The sequence below is a fragment of the Pseudomonas sp. UC 17F4 genome (assembly GCF_900101695.1).
GTDB lineage: Bacteria > Pseudomonadota > Gammaproteobacteria > Pseudomonadales > Pseudomonadaceae > Aquipseudomonas.
Genome location: NZ_FNKV01000001.1, coordinates 3,625,964 through 3,638,896 on the forward strand (window position 1 = coordinate 3,625,964; position 12,933 = coordinate 3,638,896).

14 protein-coding genes are annotated in these 12,933 nt (G+C 64.1%); 8 read left to right on the forward strand and 6 right to left on the reverse strand.

What is annotated here, in order from left to right; all coding sequences use genetic code 11:
• The first annotated feature begins 37 nt into the window (after positions 1-37).
• Positions 38-1,600: an arylsulfatase gene (locus BLR26_RS16695; RefSeq protein WP_093382765.1), complete on the forward strand. Its 1,563-nt coding sequence runs from the start codon at positions 38-40 to the stop codon at positions 1,598-1,600.
• A gap of 34 nt (positions 1,601-1,634) precedes the next feature.
• On the opposite strand, the gene BLR26_RS16700 is transcribed toward BLR26_RS16695, so the two are convergent.
• Positions 1,635-2,258 (reverse strand): FMN-dependent NADH-azoreductase, encoded by a 624-nt coding sequence (locus tag BLR26_RS16700; protein ID WP_093382769.1) that lies wholly within the window; start codon positions 2,256-2,258, stop codon positions 1,635-1,637.
• Positions 2,251-2,712, reverse strand: coding sequence for a GNAT family N-acetyltransferase (locus BLR26_RS16705; RefSeq protein WP_045202028.1), 462 nt, complete (start codon positions 2,710-2,712; stop codon positions 2,251-2,253). The genes BLR26_RS16700 and BLR26_RS16705 overlap by 8 nt, the downstream gene beginning before the upstream one ends.
• Before the next feature lie 87 nt (positions 2,713-2,799).
• On the opposite strand from BLR26_RS16705, the gene BLR26_RS16710 reads away from it, so the two are divergent.
• Positions 2,800-4,191, forward strand: coding sequence for a MocR-like pyridoxine biosynthesis transcription factor PdxR (locus BLR26_RS16710; protein ID WP_093382773.1), 1,392 nt, complete (start codon positions 2,800-2,802; stop codon positions 4,189-4,191).
• A gap of 12 nt (positions 4,192-4,203) precedes the next feature.
• Here BLR26_RS16710 and BLR26_RS16715 read toward each other — a convergent pair whose 3' ends face one another.
• Positions 4,204-5,595: an aldehyde dehydrogenase family protein gene (locus BLR26_RS16715; RefSeq protein WP_093382776.1), complete on the reverse strand. Its 1,392-nt coding sequence runs from the start codon at positions 5,593-5,595 to the stop codon at positions 4,204-4,206.
• A gap of 103 nt (positions 5,596-5,698) precedes the next feature.
• Between BLR26_RS16715 and BLR26_RS16720 the strand changes: the two genes are divergently transcribed.
• The 3 genes from BLR26_RS16720 (at position 5,699) to BLR26_RS16730 (ending at position 8,122) form a co-directional block, all read left to right on the forward strand.
• Entirely contained in the window at positions 5,699-6,586 is an 888-nt protein-coding gene (locus BLR26_RS16720) for a putrescine utilization regulator PtrR (protein WP_093382780.1), read from the forward strand.
• A gap of 83 nt (positions 6,587-6,669) precedes the next feature.
• The gene (locus BLR26_RS16725; RefSeq protein WP_093382783.1) at positions 6,670-7,119 is read left to right on the forward strand and encodes a YMGG-like glycine zipper-containing protein; all 450 of its coding nucleotides are present in this window, start codon (positions 6,670-6,672) and stop codon (positions 7,117-7,119) included.
• A 49-nt stretch (positions 7,120-7,168) separates the two neighbouring features.
• A complete protein-coding gene (locus BLR26_RS16730) occupies positions 7,169-8,122 on the forward strand; it encodes a Dyp-type peroxidase (RefSeq protein WP_093382787.1) in 954 nt (317 codons plus the stop codon).
• A 3-nt stretch (positions 8,123-8,125) separates the two neighbouring features.
• On the opposite strand, the gene BLR26_RS16735 is transcribed toward BLR26_RS16730, so the two are convergent.
• Positions 8,126-9,025 (reverse strand): LysR family transcriptional regulator, encoded by a 900-nt coding sequence (locus tag BLR26_RS16735; protein ID WP_093382790.1) that lies wholly within the window; start codon positions 9,023-9,025, stop codon positions 8,126-8,128.
• Between the two features lie 212 nt (positions 9,026-9,237).
• Here BLR26_RS16735 and moaB point away from each other — a divergent pair, with 212 nt between their 5' ends.
• Complete coding sequence (gene moaB, locus BLR26_RS16740) at positions 9,238-9,777, forward strand: molybdenum cofactor biosynthesis protein B (protein ID WP_093387543.1); 540 nt, start codon at positions 9,238-9,240, stop codon at positions 9,775-9,777.
• A gap of 38 nt (positions 9,778-9,815) precedes the next feature.
• Positions 9,816-10,289: a GNAT family N-acetyltransferase gene (locus BLR26_RS16745; RefSeq protein WP_093382793.1), complete on the forward strand. Its 474-nt coding sequence runs from the start codon at positions 9,816-9,818 to the stop codon at positions 10,287-10,289.
• On the opposite strand, the gene BLR26_RS16750 is transcribed toward BLR26_RS16745, so the two are convergent.
• Complete coding sequence (locus BLR26_RS16750) at positions 10,280-11,236, reverse strand: site-specific integrase (RefSeq protein WP_045202008.1); 957 nt, start codon at positions 11,234-11,236, stop codon at positions 10,280-10,282. The two genes, BLR26_RS16745 and BLR26_RS16750, sit on opposite strands and share 10 nt — an antisense overlap.
• Positions 11,237-11,414: 178 nt before the next feature.
• Between BLR26_RS16750 and BLR26_RS16755 the strand changes: the two genes are divergently transcribed.
• On the forward strand, positions 11,415-12,386 hold the full coding sequence (locus BLR26_RS16755) for a DNA-binding protein (protein ID WP_093382799.1): 972 nt from the start codon (positions 11,415-11,417) through the stop codon (positions 12,384-12,386).
• Here BLR26_RS16755 and BLR26_RS16760 read toward each other — a convergent pair.
• The gene (locus tag BLR26_RS16760) at positions 12,371-12,892 is read right to left on the reverse strand and encodes a GNAT family N-acetyltransferase (protein ID WP_093382802.1); all 522 of its coding nucleotides are present in this window, start codon (positions 12,890-12,892) and stop codon (positions 12,371-12,373) included. The genes BLR26_RS16755 and BLR26_RS16760 overlap by 16 nt on opposite strands.
• Positions 12,893-12,933 lie beyond the last annotated feature (41 nt).

Below are 12,933 nucleotides of genomic sequence, written 5' to 3' on the forward strand. Positions count from 1 at the left end.
TGGCAAACGCCGGTAACGTGAGACGGAGCAAGGCCTTATGAAGCGCAACAACAAGTGGCTATCGACGCTGGCGCTTGCCGCGTCGGCGACCTTCGGCGCGGCGGCTGCCGCTGCCGCAGACAAACCGAACATCCTGGTAATCTTCGGCGACGATATCGGCCAGACCAACATCAGCGCCTACGCCATGGGTGTGGTCGGCTATGAGACGCCGAACATCGACCGCATCGCCAAGGAGGGCATGATCTTCACCGACTACTATGCCGAAAACAGCTGCACCGCCGGCCGCTCATCATTCATTACCGGCCAGTCGCCGCTGCGCACCGGTTTGTCCAAAGTCGGCATGCCGGGGGTGGCGGTGGGCCTGCAGGCCCGCGATGTAACCATAGCTCAGGCGCTCAAGGCCCAGGGCTACGCCACCGGCCAGTTCGGCAAGAACCACCTGGGCGACCGCGACGAATACCTGCCGACCAACCACGGTTTCGACGAGTTCTTCGGCAACCTTTATCATCTCAACGCCGAAGAAGAGCCCGAGCGCCCGTACTGGCCCAAGGATGACCAGGAGTTCCTCAAGGCTGCTTCGCCTCGCGGGGTGATCAAGGCCAGCGCCGACGGCAAGATCGAGGACACTGGGGCGCTGACCAGCAAGCGTATGGAAACCATCGACGATGAAACCACCCAGGCGGCCATCAGCTTCATCGAGAAACAGGCCAAGGCCGACAAGCCATTTTTCGTCTGGATGAACACCACCCGCATGCACGCCTTCACCCACGTGCGTGACGCCATGAAGGGCCAGAGCGGCATGCCCGGCAATGACTACGCAGACGGCATGCTCGAGCACGACGGCGATGTCGGCAAGCTGCTCAAATCGCTGGATGACCTGAAGATCACCGATAACACCATCGTCATCTACACCACCGACAACGGCCCCAACCAGTGGTCCTGGCCGGATGCGGCGACCACGCCGTTCCGTAACGAGAAAAACTCCAACTGGGAAGGCGCCTACCGGGTGCCGGCGATGATCCGCTGGCCGGGCAAGGTCGAGGCCGGCAAGGTCTCGCGGCAGATGTTCTCGGGCCTGGACTGGTTCCCGACCTTGCTCGCGGCAGCCGGCGACAGCGGTATCAAGGACCGCCTGCTCAAGGGCGCCGATGTCGGTGGCAAGAACTTCAAGGTGCACCTGGATGGCTTCAACCAGCTCGACTACCTGACCGGCAAGGCGGCGAAAAGCGCGCGCGACGAGTTCTACTACTTCAACGACGACGGTGAACTGGTGTCGATGCGCTTCGGCGACTGGAAGCTGGTGTTTTGCGAGCAGCGCGCCCCGGGCGGGCTGACGGTGTGGAGCGAGCCCTTCACCTGCCTGCGGGTGCCGAAGCTGTTCAACCTGCGCATGGACCCCTATGAGCGCGCCGACGTGGTCTCTGACCAGTATTACGACTGGCTGACCAAGAACGACTACCTGGTGTTCCAGGGCACGCGCAAGGCTGCGGCATTCCTCAAGACCTTCGTCGAGTACCCGCCCAGCCAGCGCCCGGCGAGTTTCAGCATCGATCAGATTCGCGAAGAGGTCGACAAGGAAATCGAAGCGAAGATGAAGTAACGCCGCACCTTGTGAGCGGGGCGTACTGTCGCACTCAGTCGGCCAGGGTCAATTCGCCAAACCAGCGCTGCCGGGCGAGTTCGAGCCTGGCTTGAGTGACGCTGGCAAGCCGCGCCTGATCACTGACGGCCATGCCTTCGAGGTAGACGAAGTGCACATTCTGCAGGCCCAACGTGCCGAGCACGTGGCGCAGGTAAGCGCTGAGAAAGTCCGGCTGGCGGGCCCGTGCCCCGCGGTGGTAGCCGCCTGAACTGACGATCAGGTACACCGGCCGGTCTTTGAGCAGGCCGACCTTGCCTTCAGGGCCGGCAATGAAGGTGCGGTGGATGCGCAGCACATGGTCGATCCAGAGCTTGAGCGCTGCCGGCACGGTGAAGTTGTGCATGGGCGTGGCAATCAGCAGCAGGTCACAGCCTTCGAGCTCGCTGATCAGTGCCTCGGAGCTTGCAAATACCGGGTCGTGCGGCGGTACAAAGCCGGTCAGCGCTGTCGCGTAGCCGGCACTCAACGGCGCCAGTGGCGTGGCCGCCAGGTCCCGCAGGGTCACCTTGAGGTGTGGGTACTGGTGGCGGATGCAAGCGACCATTTCGTCGGCCAGGCGCAAGCCGATCGAGGCGCTGCCGCGCATGCTGGCATTGACCAGGAGCAGGTTATCCATGGCGCTGTGCCTCGGCGGCGGGCAGTGCCTGAACAAAATGCATGCCTTTGGCCAAAAGTCCTTCGCGGTAATAGAAGCGCTGGGCCAATGGCATATGCAGCCCGGTATCGAGCACCAGGTAGGCATGGCCGTTGCGCAGGCCATCGGCGCGTGCGGCATCGAGCAATGCGGCGCCGACCCGCAGGCCGCGCATGGCCGGGGACACCACCAGGTCGTCGACGTAGGTAAAGCGTCCATAGAGCAGGTTTTCGCTGCTCCTTACCCCTGCCAGCCCCAGCAGTTGCTTGCCGTAGAAAGCCCCGAGCAAGCGGTAGCCCTGTAGCGCCTGGCGCCTGACTTGCTGCGCGAACGCGTCGGCATCCACCAGGTGCGGCCGAAGTTCGCGCATTAGCTCGAAGGCATCGCGTTGCTCGGTGCCTTCTTGCAGGTAGCGGATGGTTGCCTGTTCGCCCACGGGTTTCTCCCAGATCAATTTGAGCCGTTACTTTACGGCGGCAACGGACTACCTTATAGGTCCAAAAAATGCACAAATGACTAGGACATGCCAGCCTCCAGCCCACCGACGATGACGCCCCTCTATCGACAGATCTACTTGCGTTTTCGCGACGCCATCAGTACCGGGCGCTTGCAGCCGGGTGAGCGCCTGCCTTCGGTGCGGGCCCTGGCGGCGGAACTCAACCTGGCGCGCGGCACGGTCGAGGCGGCTTACCAGATGCTCGGCGGTGAAGGCTATGTGCAATCCAGGGGCCCGGCAGGCACGGTGGTCGCCCCGTCGCTAAGTACCAGGGCAGTAGATGTCGATGTGCCGGGGCCAGCGCTGGCCCCGGAGCCGCAAACGTATTTGCCAATGCCCTTGCAGATCGGCTTGCCGGCGCTGGACGCCTTTCCGCGCAAGCTGTGGACGCGCCTGGTGGGGCGTACCTTGCGCCAAAGCGGGGTGGAGGGCCTGGCGTACCCGGACCCTCAAGGGCAGCTTGCCCTGCGCCATGCATTGGCGGGTTACCTGGCGGTGTCGCGGGGCATCAGCTGTACTGCGCAACAGGTTTTCATCTGCGCAGGCTACCGTGCCTGTCTCGACCTGATCTGCTCCAGCCTGCTGGAGGACGGTGACCGCTGCTGGTTCGAAGACCCGGGTTACTTCCAGGCCAGGCGTTTTCTTGAGCACGCCCGGGTGCAGTTGGTGCCGGTGCCGGTGGATGGCGACGGCCTTGATGTCGACGCCGCTATCGCTCGGGCTGCTGATGCGCGCTTTGCCCTGGTCACGCCCCATCACCAGAGCCCTCTTGGCGTCACGCTGTCGCTGCCGCGGCGCCAGCGCCTGCTGGACTGGGCCAGTAGCCAGGGCAGCTGGATCATCGAGGACGACTACGACAGCGAGTACCGTTACCGCGGCCGGCCGGTGCCGGCACTCAAGAGCCTCGACAGCGAGGGGCGGGTGCTGTACTGCGCGACCTTCAGCAAAGTACTGGCGCCGGGCATACGCCTGGCCTATCTGGTGGTTCCTCAGGCCCAGGTAGAGCGCTTCGCCAGCGTGGCCCGGGACATGCACAACCACTGCCCGCAGTTGTTGCAAGCGACGGTGAGCGCATTTATCGAAGAAGGCCATTTTGCCCGGCACTTGCGCAAGATGCGCAGCCTCTATGCCCAGCGGCGCCAGCAACTGGTCGAGGCCTTGCAGGCCGAACTCGGTGAGTATCTGCAACTGGACAATCAGGCAGGCGGCATGCACCTGGTGGCAGATGTGCGCGGCGGCTTCGACGATTGTGCGATTGCCCGCCGCGCGCGGGTGCTTGGCCTGGCGATCGAGCCGCTTTCAGGCTGGTACCGACAACCCGGGCAACGGCGCGGGTTGTTGATCGGCTTTACCAATGTCACCAGCCGCGAACAAGCCGTTGCGCTGGCCAGGCAGTTACGCCTGGCGATGGGCCTTTAGCCGTGGCGGCTGTCAGTTGCGGTCCACCCACACAGTCTGCGCATTGCAGAACTCGCGTACGCCGAAGTGCGACAACTCACGGCCAAAGCCGCTCTTCTTCACGCCGCCGAAGGTCACCCGCGGGTCGCTGGCGCAGTAGCCGTTGATGAACACGCCGCCGGTGTCCAGCTCATCGGCCAGTTGCTCGGCCAACGCAGCATTGGCAGTGTAGATAGTCGAGGCCAGGCCGAATTCGCTGTCGTTGGCCAGTTGCAGGGCATGGCGGGCATCGCGGGCGGTGATGATCGAGGCCACCGGGCCGAACAACTCCTGCTTGAACGAAGTCATCTGGTCGGTGACGTCGGCCAGCACGGTGGGCTGGTAGTAGTTGCCGTTGCCTTGCACCTTGCCACCGCCAAGCAGCAGGGTCGCGCCCTCGGCCAGGGTTGCCTGGACTTGCTGGTCGAGCTCTTCGCGCAGGTCGAAGCGGGCCATCGGGCCGATGTAGGTCTCGCTGGCATGCGGATCGCCCATGACCAGGGCCTGGGTGGCCTCGACGAATTTGCGGGTGAAGGCCTCGACCACGCCTTGCTCGACGATCAGGCGCTTGGCTGCGGCGCAGACCTGGCCGGTGTTCTGGTAACGGCCGATGACGGCGGCCTTGACCGCTTCATCAAGGTCGGCATCGTTTAGAACGATGAACGGGTCCGAGCCGCCCAGCTCCAGCACGCACTTTTTCAGCGCGGCGCCGGCCTGGGGGCCGATGGCGGTACCGGCGCGTACGCTGCCAGTCAGAGTCACGGCGGCAATGCGCGGGTCGGCGATGGCCTTGGACACGCCCTCTGGGGTGACGTTGATCACCTCGAACACGCCCTCGGGGAAACCTGCGCGCTGGAACGCCTCGAGCAGCAGGTAGGCGCTGCCCATCACGTTCGGCGCGTGCTTGAGTACATAGGTATTGCCGGCCAGCAACGCCGGCACCGCGCCGCGCAGCACCTGCCAGATCGGGAAGTTCCACGGCATCACTGCCAGCAGCGGGCCGAGTGGACGGTATTCGATGCGCGCCTTGCCGACGGGCACCGGGGCCGCTTCAGCCTCGAGCATGGCCGGGCCGTTGGCCGCGTACCACTCGCAGAGCTGCGCGCATTTCTCGATCTCGCCCCTGGCCTGGGCCACCGGCTTGCCCATTTCGTCGGTGATCATCCGCGCCATGGCCTCGGCGTTGTTGCGCAGGGCGCCGGCCAGGGCCAGCAGCAATGCGGTGCGTTCCGCTACCGGCGTGCGGCGCCAGGCAGCAAAGCCCTGGGCGGCGCGGCTCAGGGCAGCATCGAGGACAGCGTCGCTTTCGTAGGCATAGTGGCCGATCTGCTCGCCATTGGCGGGGTTGATCGACAAGGCGTGGGTGTGCAAGTTGATCGCGGTCATCACGGCGGTCCTGAGGGGAGGGGAACGGTTTCAGACTACTGCGTTGTGCCTTTGCCTTAAACTGAATAATACTGAGCAAAACATTCACGCAGAGAGAATGACTATGGACCTGGTGCAACTGGAGATGTTCAAGGCGGTGGCCGAGCAGGGCAGCATCAGTGCCGCGGCCCAGCACATCCATCGGGTGCCGTCGAACCTGACCACGCGGATCAAGCAGCTGGAGCAGGAGCTGGGTGCCGAGCTGTTCATCCGCGAAAAAAGCCGTTTGCGCCTGTCGCCGGCGGGCTGGAACTTTCTCGACTATGCCCGGCGTATTCTCGACCTGGTGGCCGAGGCGCGGCTGACCGTGGCGGGTGACGAGCCGCAAGGCGCCTTCGCCCTCGGCTCGCTGGAAAGCACCGCCGCGGTGCGCATTCCGACGCTGCTGGCGGCTTACAACCAGGCCTATGCCAAGGTCGAACTGGACCTCACCACCGGGCCGTCCGGGGCGATGATCGACGGCGTGCTGGCCGGGCGCCTGAGCGCCGCCTTCGTCGACGGCCCGGTGTTGCACCCGGCGCTCGAGGGGGTGCCGGTGTTCGTCGAAGAGATGGTGCTGATCGCACCGCTCAACCACACGCCGATCACCCGCGCTGGCGAGGTCAACGGCATGACCATCTACGCCTTTCGCGCCAACTGCTCATACCGTCATCACTTCGAGAACTGGTTTGCCCAGGACCAGGCGGTGCCGGGCAAGATCATTGAGATGGAGTCGTACCACGGCATGCTTGCCTGCGTCAGCGCCGGCGCCGGCCTGGCGCTGATGCCGCGCAGCATGCTCGAAAGCATGCCCGGCTGCAGCACGGTCAGTGTCTGGCCGCTGTCCCAGCGCTTTCGCTACCTGCGCACCTGGCTGGTGTGGCGGCGCGGCACGGTATCGCGCAGCTTGAGGACCTTCGTGCAACTGCTGGAAGAGCGCGGCGAGGTACTCAAGGTCGAGGAACCGGTGTGACCTGATGTGCTGGCCTCATCGCTGGCAAGCCAGCGTCTACTGGCCAGCTACACTGTTGCTACTGTCCGATCCCGGAGTCCATCATGAACAGGTTGTCCTCCATTGGCCTGTGCTTGGCGTTATCGACTGTATGTGCGCAGGGCTGGGCCGAAACCGTGGTGCCGCTCAAGGGCCAGAGCGCCCAGCAGGTGCAGGTCGATATCAACGATTGCCATAACGTCGCCGCGAGTTCCGCCAGCAGCGATGCCCATGTCGGTGGCCGGGTGCGCGGAGCTGCCGTGGGTGCGGCCGCCGGCGCCGCGGGCGCCGAGGTACGGGGACGCCAGCATGATGAGGTCTACGACCGTGTCGATGATGACGTCAAACAGCAATACCGGCAGAACCGTGCCGGTGAAACCGCCGCTGCCGGCGCGGTTGTCGGTGGTGCCCGCCAGCGCCAGGAGCGTCGGCAGGACCGACGCAGCAATGAGGCGACCAGCGCTTCGGCCTATACCAGTTGCCTGCAGAACAAGGGTTACCAGGTCACGCCATAGCCGCTGCCGATCTGCTAGGCTGCAGGCTTTGACCCGTGTGCAGGCAGCCATGAACAACGATATTCCCGAACCCCAGGCGGTGGGCAGTCCGATCACCAGCAGCGCGATTTTCATGGTCGCCACCCTGGCCCCAGGCAGTGAGGCACTGCAAACCGTGCGTGAGTGGTGCGCCGATATCGCCGGCCTGACCCGCTCGGTCGGCAAGCGCGTGCCGGCCGGCAACCTGTCGTGCGTCTGCGGCTTTGCCTCCAATGCCTGGGATCAGCTGTTCGGCGGGCCACGGCCACAGGCCTTGCACCCGTTCCGCGAGTTTGGCGTCGAAGGGCGCCGCGCGCCGGCAACCCCCGGCGATATCCTCTTGCACATCCGCGCCGAGCAGATGGACCTGTGCTTCGAACTGGCCACCCAACTGATCACGGCCCTGGGCGATGCAGTCAAGGTGGTGGACGAAGTGCAGGGTTTTCGGTACTTCGACATGCGCAGCATCATCGGCTTCGTCGATGGTACCGAGAACCCGGTCGGCCGCCAGGTGCCCAAATTCACCCTGGTCGGCGACGAAGACCCGGGCTTCAGCGGCGGCAGCTACGTGCTGGTGCAAAAGTACCTGCACAACATGAGCGCCTGGAACGCGCTGCCGGTCGAGGCGCAGGAGCGGGTGATCGGCCGCACCAAGCTGTCGGACATCGAGCTGGGTGACGAAGCCAAACCCAGCAACTCCCACAGCGCACTGACCACCATCACCGACGCGAACGGCGAAGAGCTGAAGATCCTGCGCGACAACATGCCGTTCGGCCGCCCCGGCGCCGGTGAGTTCGGCACTTACTTCATTGGTTATGCGCGCTCGCCGGCGCCGATCGAGCAGATGCTCGAGAACATGTTCGTCGGTCGCCCGGCAGGCAATTACGACCGCTTGCTGGACTTCAGCAACGCGGTCACCGGCGGCCTGTTCTTCGTGCCGTCGGCCGAGCTGCTCGAAGACCTGGCCGAGCGCACCCCGGGCTAGTGCTCATGCCGGTTTCAATTCACTGTCGAGCAGTGATCGAACTTCGGCAAAACACTTCTCGGCGATGGCCGAACGCGGCTCGGTACGCCGCAGCAGCAAGCCGATCGGTGCATGCACGCTGGCAGCACTGATCGGCACGATACGCAGGTGCTCGCTGAGGCCTTCGAGGCCGTAATCGAGCGGCATGATCGCGCAGCACATCCCGGCGCAAACGGCCTGGATCAACTGGTAGCTGGAGTCGCTTTCGAGCACCGCATGGGGCTGCAGGCCGCGGCTGCGAAAGCTCAGATCGACCGACTGGCGATAGTGCATGCCCTTGCTCAACAGCCCCAGCGGCACGGCGCTGACCGCTTCCCAGGGCAGTTCAGCCTGTTCGAACTGAAAATGGCGCACGTCATACAGCAGGCCCATGCGCGTGGTGCCCAGTTCGATCACTTCGAAATAGGCGCTGTTGATCTGGTCCAGGTAGCAGATACCCAGGTCCAGCTGGTTACGGCTCAGGCCATCGGTGATCTGTTCGGAGCTCAAGGACGACAGCTGGAACTGCAGCTCCGGATAGCGCTGGGCCAGGGGCTGGAGAAACTGCATGGGGTTGAAGCTCGACAGCGGCACCATGCCCAGGCGCAGGCTGCCGACGATCTGCCCGCGGCAACTGGCGGCTTCAGCCTGCAGGCCGTCATAGGCGGCCAGCAGGGTGCGAGCCCAGGCCAGGATGCGCTCGCCGGCCTCGGTAAAGCCTTCGAAACGCTGGCCACGGGTTACCAGCACCAGGTTCAGTTCGTCCTCAAGGTTACGCAGGCGCATCGACAGGGTCGGCTGGGTGATATGGCACAGCGCGGCGGCCTGGCCGAAGTGGCGGGTCTGGTCCAGGGCGAGCAGAAACTTCAGTTGTTTGATATCCATGGCGCAGCCTGGCAAGTCAGTAGGGCGGGTGGCAAAACGGTAAAGCAATGCCCCCGGGCCGTCCAATGGGCATTAGTGACCGGCTGATAGAGGCGCTTGATCAATAGACGATAGACCACCTCGATAAGCCGGTCGGATCTATCGATTGGACGCTAATGGTGTTTGCCTCTAGCGTTGGCCGCAACTTCCTGACTGCTGCCAAGGGGCTGTGCATGAGTATCAAACTGGACGCGGTGTTCGTGCCGCTGAACATCGCCGTGCTGACTGTCAGCGACACCCGCAGCTTCGACACTGACACCTCCGGCGAGCTGCTGGCCAGCCGCGCGGTGGAGATGGGCCACCGCCTGGTCGAGCGGGTGCTGCTCAAGGATGACCTGTACAAGATTCGCGCCCAGGTCGCCGGCTGGATTGCCGAGGACGACGTGCAGGTGGTGCTGATCACCGGCGGCACCGGCTTTACCGGGCGCGACAGCACCCCCGAAGCGGTGGCCTGCCTGTTCGACAAGCACATCGATGGCTTTGGCGAGTTGTTCCGCGCCTTGTCGATCCTCGATATCGGCACTTCCACCGTGCAGACCCGTGCCCTGGCCGGCCTTGCCAATGGCACCCTGGTTTGCTGCCTGCCGGGCTCTACCGGCGCCTGCCGCACTGCCTGGGAAGGTATCCTCGCCGAGCAACTGGATGCTCGCCATCGCCCGTGCAACTTCGTTGCCCACCTCAAGCCTGGCACACTGTGCAAGACGCGTAACTGATACGCCAGGCAGTCCACATAAAAGCAGGGAGCGGGTAGATGAGCGCGATTGTACTTCGCCAGGCCAGGGCCGCCGATGCGCAGGCCATTTTCAACGTGCACAAGGACTCGGTCGAGTCTCAGTGTGGCGAGCATTACAGCGTCGAGCAGATTCACATGTGGCTCGATGGCCGCTCACCGGCGACTTATCTGCCGGCCATCGAGCAGGGCAACCTGTGGGTCGCGCAAGCCGGGAGCATTCTCGGCTTCGTCGAGATCGACGGCTTTGAACTCAGCAAGCTGTTTGTCTGCGGTGCGGGTGCCGGGCAGGGCATCGGTGGGCGGCTGCTGAACCTGGCGATCGAGCGCATCCGCGCGACGAAGGCCAGCAGCGTTTACCTGGAAGCCACGCGCAACGCTCAGGGCTTTTATCAAGCCAACGGCTTTGTGCCGATCGGCAACGGCACCTTCAGTCGCGGCAACAGCCGCGTGGTGATCGAGATCGTCAAGATGCAGCGCCCGCTTCAGGACTGATCCGTCAATTGCCCCGGGGCGCTGCCGTCGAGCAGCGCCAGCTCGCCAAACGACACCGACGCATCGATATAGCGCAGCGCCGACTTGGCGTCTTTCCAGCCGACATGGCTCATCAACGCCTTGAGCTCCCAGCCATTGCTGGTGGCCCAGGTGGCAAAGCCGCGGCGCAGCGAGTGCCCGGTATATAACGCTGCCGGTACGCCTGCGCGTTCGAGGATGCGCCGCAACAAGCCGATCAGGCTGTTGCTGTTGAGCGGCTGTTCGCCGAGGTTGCCCCAGCGGTCGAGTTTGCGAAACACCGGGCCGCGGGCAATGCCTGCCACTTCAAGCCATTGCAGGTAAGCCTGGACCGGGCACAACACTTTGAGTGCCGGCGCCCGATGGCGCACGCCCAGCGCCTGGCGGTCGCCCTTGCTGCGCGGCAGGTAGATCGACAGGCCGATACCCGCCTGGGCCTGGATATGCTCGACCTGCAGGCGCGCCAGTTCATCGCCGCGAAATCCGCGCCAGAACCCGATCAACAGCAAGGCCTTGTCGCGGCTGGCGCGCAACAGTGCCGGCAAATCGTGCCCGGCGCGGGCCTGAGCGGCTTCTTGCTCAAGTACGCCAACGGCAGTTTGCAGGTGCTGGATCAACAGCGGCGCCGCCTGTTTTGGTTCGGCCGGGTGCAGGGTGCGGATGCCCTTGAGCAACTGGCGCACCATCGGTGCCTTGGTCGGGTCGGGAAAGCCCTGGCTGACATGCCATTGCCCTAGCGCTGCCAGGCGCTGCTTGAGGGTGCTGATCGAGTGGCTGTGCGCATGCTCGGCCAGGTAGCGGGCGATGCTGTCGGCGGTGGCCGGCAGAAAGCCTCCCCAGCTCACTTCGAAGTGCTCGACCGCAGCCTGGTAACTGCGCCGGGTGTTATCGCGCACTGCGGCCTGCAGGTAGCGCTCGATCGTGTTCATTGCCTCGTTCCCGCCAGGCGTACCGCTCTGGGCACATTTACCTGCCATTCTAGCGCCTCACATGCGATAAGCCGTGATTATTTTATCTCAGGACTTGATTGGTTGAGCGTGAGGAAGATCAATAGGATAGTATGTAAATACATGGTACGTATCACAGTACGAAATAGTAGGAGCTGACATGGCCCGTGGCGGTATCAACAAGGCGTTAGTGCACAAGGCGCGGCAGGCGCTGCTGGCCCGGGGCGAGCATCCGAGTATCGATGCCGTACGTATCGAGCTGGGTAATACCGGCTCGAAAACCACCATTCATCGTTACCTCAAAGAGCTGGAAAGCCTGCAACCGGCGGCACCCGCCAGCACGGCAAACCTCAGCGATGCGCTGGCGGCAGTGGTCGAGCAACTGGCCGCGCAGCTGCAGGAGGAGGCTGAGGCGCGTATCGACCTTGCCCGTAGTGCCTTTGAACAAGAGCGCCAGACCCTGCTGGCGCAGGTGCAGATCAGCCAGCAGGCGCAGGCCGCCTTGCAACAGCAATATGAAATCCAGGCGGCGGCGCTGGCCAGCGAGTCAGAGGCCCTGGCCACCGCCCGCACCAGCTTGCAAAGCGAGCAGACCCGCAACGCCACCCTCAACCAGGCGGTGGGCGAACTGAACCTGCGCCTGGCCGATAAGGACGAGCAGGTCCGCTCGCTGGAAGACAAGCACCAGCACGCCCGCGATGCCCTTGAGCATTACCGCAACGCCAGCCGCGAACAGCGCGACCAGGATCAACGCCGGCACGAGGCGCAGGTACAGTTGCTGCAGGTGGAAGTGCGCCAGTTGCAGCAGAGCCTGATCGTCAAGCAAGACGAACTGACCCGCCTTAACCGCGACAACGAAGGCCTGCTGGTGCAGGTTCGCACCCTCAAGGAAGCCCAGCGCGGCCTCAAGACCCAGGGCGATCGCCAGCAGGCGAAAATTCACGGCCTGGAGGTCAAGCTTGCGCAGCTCAGCGGTTCACGCGATGAGCTGGAGAAGCAGAACCAGGACCTGGCCTTGAGCCTGGCCGAACGGGTGTCGGAATTGCGCCGCCAGCTGCAGCTGATCGGCAAGCAGGAAGCACAGTTGCGCCAGGCCGAGCGTGCCCGCGAACAGCCTCAGGACAACGGCTGAAGTTTCATGCGCATGGCGCAGCGGCCGATCAGTCCCTGCAGTTGTTCGCGGTTCAACTGTTGGCGCAAAGCCTGGCTCAGTTGCTGTTCAGCGAGTGTCTCGAAGCCCAGGCGGGCATAGAAGGGCGCGTTCCAGGGAACGCAGGCAAAGGTGGTCAGGCTCAGGGCTTCGAAGCCGTGTTCGCGGGCCCAGTCAGCGGCGGCGCCGATCAACCGGCGGCCATGGCCCTGACCTTGCGCAGATTGCGCAACCGAGAGTTCATGAATGAACAGGTCGCGGCCTGCGGGTTGCGCGCAGAGGAACCCCTGCGGCACGTCGTCGGCGTCGGCCAGCACCCACTCATGGCCCTGGTCGATGAACTGGCGGTGCTCGTCGCTGCTCATCACCGGCCCCGTGGCAATCCACTCAAGACCTGGCTGATCGGCAAAAACCCGGGCGGCAGAACGTTCGACGGCGGGTAGCAGTTGCGCGTCTTCGACGCGGGCAAGGCGCAGGGTAACTGACATGGCGAAGGCTATTGAAGGTGGCTTTGCAGTGTCGTCAATCG

Bases quoted from the DNA above. Each gene is read 5' to 3' on its own strand.
- BLR26_RS16710 (WP_093382773.1), top strand. From the start codon at position 2,800: ATGCCAGCCTCCAGCCCACCGACGATGACGCCCCTCTATCGACAGATC.
- BLR26_RS16725 (WP_093382783.1), top strand. From the start codon at position 6,670: ATGAACAGGTTGTCCTCCATTGGCCTGTGCTTGGCGTTATCGACTGTA.
- BLR26_RS16760 (WP_093382802.1), bottom strand. From the start codon at position 12,892: ATGTCAGTTACCCTGCGCCTTGCCCGCGTCGAAGACGCGCAACTGCTA.
- moaB (WP_093387543.1), top strand. From the start codon at position 9,238: ATGAGTATCAAACTGGACGCGGTGTTCGTGCCGCTGAACATCGCCGTG.
- BLR26_RS16730 (WP_093382787.1), top strand. From the start codon at position 7,169: ATGAACAACGATATTCCCGAACCCCAGGCGGTGGGCAGTCCGATCACC.
- BLR26_RS16735 (WP_093382790.1), bottom strand. From the start codon at position 9,025: ATGGATATCAAACAACTGAAGTTTCTGCTCGCCCTGGACCAGACCCGC.
- BLR26_RS16720 (WP_093382780.1), top strand. From the start codon at position 5,699: ATGGACCTGGTGCAACTGGAGATGTTCAAGGCGGTGGCCGAGCAGGGC.
- BLR26_RS16695 (WP_093382765.1), top strand. From the start codon at position 38: ATGAAGCGCAACAACAAGTGGCTATCGACGCTGGCGCTTGCCGCGTCG.
- BLR26_RS16700 (WP_093382769.1), bottom strand. From the start codon at position 2,258: ATGGATAACCTGCTCCTGGTCAATGCCAGCATGCGCGGCAGCGCCTCG.
- BLR26_RS16750 (WP_045202008.1), bottom strand. From the start codon at position 11,236: ATGAACACGATCGAGCGCTACCTGCAGGCCGCAGTGCGCGATAACACC.
- BLR26_RS16715 (WP_093382776.1), bottom strand. From the start codon at position 5,595: ATGACCGCGATCAACTTGCACACCCACGCCTTGTCGATCAACCCCGCC.
- BLR26_RS16755 (WP_093382799.1), top strand. From the start codon at position 11,415: ATGGCCCGTGGCGGTATCAACAAGGCGTTAGTGCACAAGGCGCGGCAG.
- BLR26_RS16745 (WP_093382793.1), top strand. From the start codon at position 9,816: ATGAGCGCGATTGTACTTCGCCAGGCCAGGGCCGCCGATGCGCAGGCC.